Annotated in this window: 4 protein-coding genes and 1 pseudogene; all 5 read left to right on the forward strand. The window is 68.7% G+C overall.

All coding sequences use genetic code 11. From position 1 onward, the window contains the following. Positions 1-359: pseudogene (locus JWR81_RS21925) on the forward strand (radical SAM protein); the annotation flags it as partial. A gap of 523 nt (positions 360-882) precedes the next feature. Continuing rightward, positions 883-2295 (forward strand): DUF1116 domain-containing protein, encoded by a 1413-nt coding sequence (locus JWR81_RS21930; protein ID WP_297656137.1) that lies wholly within the window; start codon positions 883-885, stop codon positions 2293-2295. 118 nt (positions 2296-2413) lie between these two features. Then, complete coding sequence (locus JWR81_RS21935; protein WP_297656140.1) at positions 2414-3955, forward strand: protein FdrA; 1542 nt, start codon at positions 2414-2416, stop codon at positions 3953-3955. 611 nt (positions 3956-4566) lie between these two features. After that, positions 4567-5637 carry a class 1 fructose-bisphosphatase gene (locus tag JWR81_RS21940; RefSeq protein ID WP_297656143.1) on the forward strand — a complete coding sequence of 357 codons (1071 nt, stop codon included), beginning with the start codon at positions 4567-4569 and terminating at the stop codon, positions 5635-5637. Continuing rightward, on the forward strand, positions 5628-6442 hold an 815-nt coding region (locus tag JWR81_RS21945; RefSeq protein ID WP_297656146.1), incomplete at its 3' end, for a phosphoribulokinase. The genes JWR81_RS21940 and JWR81_RS21945, both read left to right, overlap by 10 nt.

A 6442-nucleotide genomic window follows, 5' to 3' on the forward strand; every position in this document is an offset into this window, starting at 1 on the left:
CCACCTACGTCATCCTCGGCATGGGCGAAGACCCCCAGCTCACCATCGACGCCTGCAAACGCGCCATCGACATCGGCGTCTACCCCTTCGTCGTACCACTGCGACCCGTCGCCGGCTCACTGATGGAGAACGTCCCCGCCCCCTCCCGCGACTACACCGAACCCATCTACCGCAAAGTCGCCGGCTTCCTCGCCGAACGCGGACTGGGCGCCGACACCGCCATCGCCGGCTGCGCCCGCTGCCAAGCCTGCTCCAGCCTCAACCTCGTCCAGAACGCCGGCGCACCCGCACCATGCGGCCCCACCGGTGGCGCCCCCGCCGCGGCCCCCCTGCTCCAGATCGGCCGGCGCCCGGCATGAGCGGGCGCCCACCGTCGACGACGGGCGGCACTCTCGTCTCATAGGTTCCGACGGGAGTGCCGCCCGTCGGAGCACGCCGGGTGACGAGGCGTGGATCGAGCGCCCGATACTCTGCGGCCGCCCCAGGTCCAGTCACGACGGCCGGTGGCCGCCCCGGCAACCGGGCCGCGTCATCGGACACCGCCACGAGCTCGACGAGCTCCAGCAGGCGGTTGGCGTAGGCCCATTCGTTGTCGTACCACCCGTAGACCTTCACCTGGTCGCCGTGGACGACGGTGTCCATCGCCGACACCCACCCCCGACCGCGCGTCGCCGAGCACGTCGGAGCTGACGAGGGGTGCTTCACCGAGAGGAGCTGTGGGGAGAGGTCTCCGACCTGCAGGTGGTCATTCGAACTCCGCGGCGCGCCGATCGACTCCCCACAGCCAGGGGGACGCGCGGGGGATGCGCGGGGTCCGCCGCGTTTCATATGATGTTCGTAATTCTAATTTGCGACACGGGGCTCGGATCCCTAGGAGAATTCATGACCCAGCTGGCGTTCCCCGATGAGGTCCAGGTGGTCAACATCGGACTACCGATGTTCGCCGACGCGGTACGCAGCCAGGGACGTCCCGTCCAGCACGTGGACTGGCGGATCCCCGCTGGCGGCGACCGGACGGCCGTGCGGGCGCTCAGCCGCCTGTACGGCGACTCCGCGGCCGCGATCGACGAGGCGAACACCGAGGTGGTGCGCCGGCTCAACGAGGGCGTGCCCCAGCTCGTGGCGGTCTCCACCGTCCGCGAGGCGGTGCCGGGCGTGGAGGGCCGCACGATCCTGCACAGTGGTCCGACCCTCCCCTACGCCGAGCACTGCGACCCGCTGCGCCGCTCGATGCGGGCCGCCGTAGTCGCCGAGGGCTGGGCATCCGACGTCGAGCAGGCCGACGGCCTGCTCGAGCGCGGCGATGTCGTCCTCGACGCCGCCAACCACCACGACACGGTGGTACCGATGGCCAGCGCGATCGGCCCGTCGCAGCCCGTGCTCGTCGTGGAGAACCGGGAAGGCGGTACCCGGGCGTACTCGTCGATCAACCAGGGGCCCGGCGAGGTGCCGTGGTTCGGCCGGGACACCGATGCCGCCATCGAGCGGTTGCGGTTCCTGGCCGAGATCGCCGGGCCCGCGGTGAGCCAGATCCTCGGCGCGACCGGCCAGCTCGACGTTCTCGCCATCGCCGCGCAGGGCATCACCATGGGCGACGACCTGCACATGCGCACGCAGGCCGCCACCAACCTGCTCACCCGCACATGGTTGCCGCACATCGCTACGCTGTCCGACGCCGTGCGGGCACCCTTCGCGGCGTTCCTGTCGGCCAACCACCTGTTCTTCCTCAACATGGCGATGGCCGCCGCGAAGTCGCTCCAGCTGTGGGCTGAGCAGGTGCAGGGGTCGAGCATCGTGACCACGATGTCGCGCAACGGCACCACGTTCGGCATCAAGTTGGCCGGTTCGCCGACGTGGCACATCACCGGGGCTCCGCCGGTGGGCGAAGCGATGTACTACTCGGGTCACGGCCCGGAGACGAGTGCACGCGACATCGGCGACAGTGCCGTCCTCGAGCTCAGTGGGATGGGCGGACCTGCCGCAGGCGGTTCGGCGGCCGTTGCGGCCTTCCTGGGCGGAACGATGGCCGACGCGGCCGCGGCGACGAACGGTTTCCGCGCCATCTGTGCGGGCACCAGCAGCCGCTTCACCCTCCCGCCGATGGGCTTCGCGGGAACCCCCCTCGGCGTGGACGTCCGCAAGGTCGTCGAGCTCGGGATCACCCCCAAGGTCACGACCGGGATCCTGCACGCCACCGACGGCAGCGGGCAGGTGGGAGCCGGCGTCGCCACCGCTCCGATCGAGTGCTTCACCGCCGCCCTCATCGAGCTCGACGCCACGCTGGCCAAGGACTGAGAAGGCCGTCGGCAGACCGTGCGACCGCTCGGTTCCTCCGCTGTCGCCGAGTCCGAACGCATCGTCACCGAGAACCATCTCGCAGATCAGACCACCGACCACTGAACGGGTGCATCACGTGATCCACAATCTGACCGTCTACACCGACACCTACGTGGACTCGGTGGTTCAGCTGTCGGGTACACGCTCGCTGAGGGGCGTCGACGGTGTCGACTGGGCCGCCGCGGCCATGGCCACGCCCGGCAACCTCGAGACGCTCCTCGCGGAGGGCTTCGACATCGGCGCGCTCGATGACGCGGGTCCGAACGACCTTTTCATCGCCATCCGGGGTGACTCGGAGGAGTCGGTGGCTGCGGCGCGAGAGGCCGGCCAGGCCGCGATGTTCGCCGAGCGCGGCACGGGCGGCGACAGCTCGGCCGCAGTGCCGGACGCGCGAACACTGGGCGATGCGGTGGGCCGCCAGCCCGACAGCAACGTCGCCGTGATCTCGGTGCCCGGTGACTATGCGGCCCTGGAGGCGCACAAGGCGCTTTCGGCAGGTATGGACGTGCTGCTGTTCAGCGACAACGTGCCCGTCGAGGAGGAGATCGAGCTCAAGGACCGAGCGAACCGGTTGGGCCGACTGGTGATGGGGCCGGGCGCCGGCACCGCGATGCTCGGTCAGACCTGTCTCGGTTTCGCCAACGTCGTGAAGCCGGGCCGCGTCGCCGTCGTGGCGGCCGCCGGGACCGGCGCCCAGGAGGCGGCGAGCCTGGTCGACCGCTGGGGCCTGGGCGTGTCACAGGTCATCGGGCTGGGTGGGCGGGACCTGACGGCGGCGATCGGCGGCCGGATGGGTATCGCGGCGGTCAAGGCGCTCGTCGACGACGACGGCACCGACATCATCCTTCTCGTCTCGAAGCCACCCGCCGTCGAGGTGGCGCGCGCCGTCGTCGAGGCTGTTGCGGGAAAGACATTGGTCGCAGCGCTGGTCGGTGTGTCGAAGGACTTCGAGGCGCCCGAGGGCGTCACCGTCACCCGGACGCTGGAAGCCGGTGCTGTCGCGGCCATCGCGGCAGCGGGGAAGCGTGTGCCTGACGTCACGGAGGGGCTCCTCGACCTGGTCAGCGAGCGGCTGGGGACGCTGCCGGACGGCCGCACCCTCGTGCGCGGTCTGTTCTCCGGTGGGACGCTCTGCTACGAGTCTCTGGTGATCCTGGCCGACGTGCTCGGCCCGGTGTACTCGAACACGCCCATCGCGAAGGACCCGGGGCTGCCGGCCCCTGCGGGGGCGCACATGTGCCTCGACCTCGGCGAGGAGGAGTACACGAAGGGCCGCCCCCACCCGATGATCGATCCGGAGGCGCGGATCGAGCTCCTGCGCGAGCAGGGCACCGACCCGGCCGTCGCCGCGATCATCCTCGATGTCGTGCTCGGCTACGGTGCCCACCCGGACCCCGCCGCCGAGCTGGCCCCGATCTGCCGCGACATCATCGCCGGCGGTGGCCCGCAGATCATCATCTACGTGCTGGGTACCGACCAGGACCCGCAAGATCGGGCAGCACAGGTGCGGGCATTCGTCGATGCCGGCTGTGTGGTGACAGCGACCGCGGCGCGTGCGTCGCTGGTGGCTGCCGCACTGGCGTCGCGCAAGCCCGAGATCGCAACCAAGACGCTGTGAGAACAGCGGACCGCAGCGACACGGCGGAGCTGTCCTGATCGACGCGCGGTCGGACTGGTGTGCACGGGTTGGTCACCACATGCACTCGCCTGCGCCATCGGGACCCTAGCCACGTCCACTGCGTTGCAACCGCGGGAACCGGCGGTGATACGCGTCCCCGCACCGCCGCCCGGCTCGTCGCTGAGCGCCACCGCCGTGTTATCGGGAGTGGTGATGACGGCGGTCCGGCCGCCGCCGGACAGGAGGGCGATGGCGGCGCGGATCTGGGGACCCCTGCTTCCCTCCGGGCACCGGGCCGTCCCGCAGGTGGCCCTCGACGGTGGCCACGTCGATGTCGGGGTGTTCGCCCGCTGTGCAGGAGTCCCGAAGTCCCACGCGACACATGTGCCACTCCGGTGACGAGCAGGAGCGCCTCGGCGGCATCCGCGTGGTCGCTCGCTCGATGCGCGACGACGCACACCCCCCGGCCCACCCTCGTGGGGGATGGCTTGCCGCCCGCCGCACCGCAGGCTGATTCCCACGTCCACAGCGCCATGCGTCGTGGTTTCACGACCGTCACAGGTCTGGGTTTGTGGAAGTGATCGCGCGCCGGACCGGCCAGGAGAGAACGCATGCTCACCGACCACACGACCATCGCCGAGTTCCTCATCGAGGAGCGAAGGCGCTACCCAGGATCGAGCGGCGAACTGAACGCGCTGATCCTCGATGTCGCCCTCGCGTGCAAGACGATCGCCGGACGAGTGGCCTTCGGGGCGCTCGCGGACGTGCTCGGCACGGACGGCAGGACGAATGTCCAGGGCGAGACACAGCAGAAGCTCGACGTGCTGGCCAACGACATCTTTCTACGCACCAACGAGTGCAGCGGTCTCGTGGCGGGGATGGCCTCCGAGGAGCTCGATGACCCCTACCTCATCCCGAAGCAGCCTCCGCGAGGCGGGTACCTCCTGGCGTTCGATCCCCTCGACGGCTCTTCGAACATCGACGTCAACGTCTCCGTCGGCAGCATCTTCTCGATCCTGCGGGCACCTGCTGCGGGGGCGGACCCGGCGGTGGAGGACTTTCTGCAGCCGGGATCAGGGCAGATCTGCGCCGGATACGCGATCTACGGTCCGTCCACGATGCTTGTCCTGACCGTCGGTACCGGCGTGTACGGCTTCACCCTCGAACCCCGACTCGGTGAGTTCGTCCTGACCCACCCGAAGATCCGGCTGCCGGAGGCAGCATCGGAGTTCGCGATCAACGCCTCGAACCGCCGTTTCTGGGAACCGGCGGTCACGCGTTACGTCGACGAGTGCCTCGCCGGGTCTGCCGGGCCGCGTGGGAAGGACTTCAACATGCGGTGGGTCGCGTCGCTCGTCGCGGAGACCCACCGCATTCTGACCCGTGGCGGGGTCTTCCTCTACCCGCGCGACAGCAAGGACCTGACGCGACCAGGCCGGCTGCGGTTGCTGTACGAGGCGAACCCCGTCGCGTTCCTCATCGAGCAGGCCGGCGGCCTCGCGATCACCGGGCAGCAACGCATTCTGGACGTCGAGCCCGAGAGTCTGCACCAGCGTATCCCGCTCATCTTCGGGTCGACCGAGGAGATCGAGCGGATCGAGACCTATCACGGTGAGAGTGGGGGCGTGTTCTCCGACCAGCCGTTGTACGGCACCCGTGGCCTGTTCCGCACATGCAACTGACCGATTTCAGGGAGAACGGATTGTCAGGAAAGCACCCGATCATCGCAGTGACCGGCGCCTCGGGCGCCGGCACCACATCGGTGATGCGTACGTTCGAGCAGATCTTTCGCCGCGAGCACGTGAAGGCGGCATATATCGAAGGTGACAGCTTCCACCGGTTCGATCGGACAGAGATGAAGGCGGCGATGACCGCGGCCCAGGCTCGTGGCGATCACAGTTTCAGCCACTTCGGGCCGGAGTCCAATCTGTTCAGAGAGCTGGAGGACCTGTTCCATCAGTACGCCGAGAGCGGTGGCGGAAAGGTGCGCAAGTATCTACACGACGATGTTGAGGCGGCCCGCTACCGTCAGCCGGCCGGCACCTTCACGCCGTGGGAGAGCCTCGAGGACGACTCGGATCTCCTGTTCTACGAAGGACTGCACGGCGCGGTCGCAACCGATGACGTGAACGTCGCCCAGCACGCGGATCTACTGATCGGTGTGGTTCCGGTGATGAACCTGGAGTGGATCCAGAAGCTCCAGCGCGACAAGGCGATGCGCGGGTACTCCACCGAGGCGGTGACCGAAACGATCCTGCGACGCATGCCCGACTACGTGAACTACATGTGCCCGCAGTTCTCCCGCACGCACGTCAACTTCCAGCGCGTGCCGATGGTGGACACCTCGAACCCCTTCATCGCCCGGTCGATCCCGACGCTGGACGAGTCGATGCTCATCATCCGCTTCGCCGATCCGAGGGGCATCGACTTCTCGTACCTGCTCTCGATGCTGCACGACTCGTTCATGTCCCGCCCGAACACGATCGT

This window comes from Pseudonocardia sp. (genome assembly GCF_025965585.1).
Lineage (GTDB): Bacteria > Actinomycetota > Actinomycetes > Mycobacteriales > Pseudonocardiaceae > Pseudonocardia.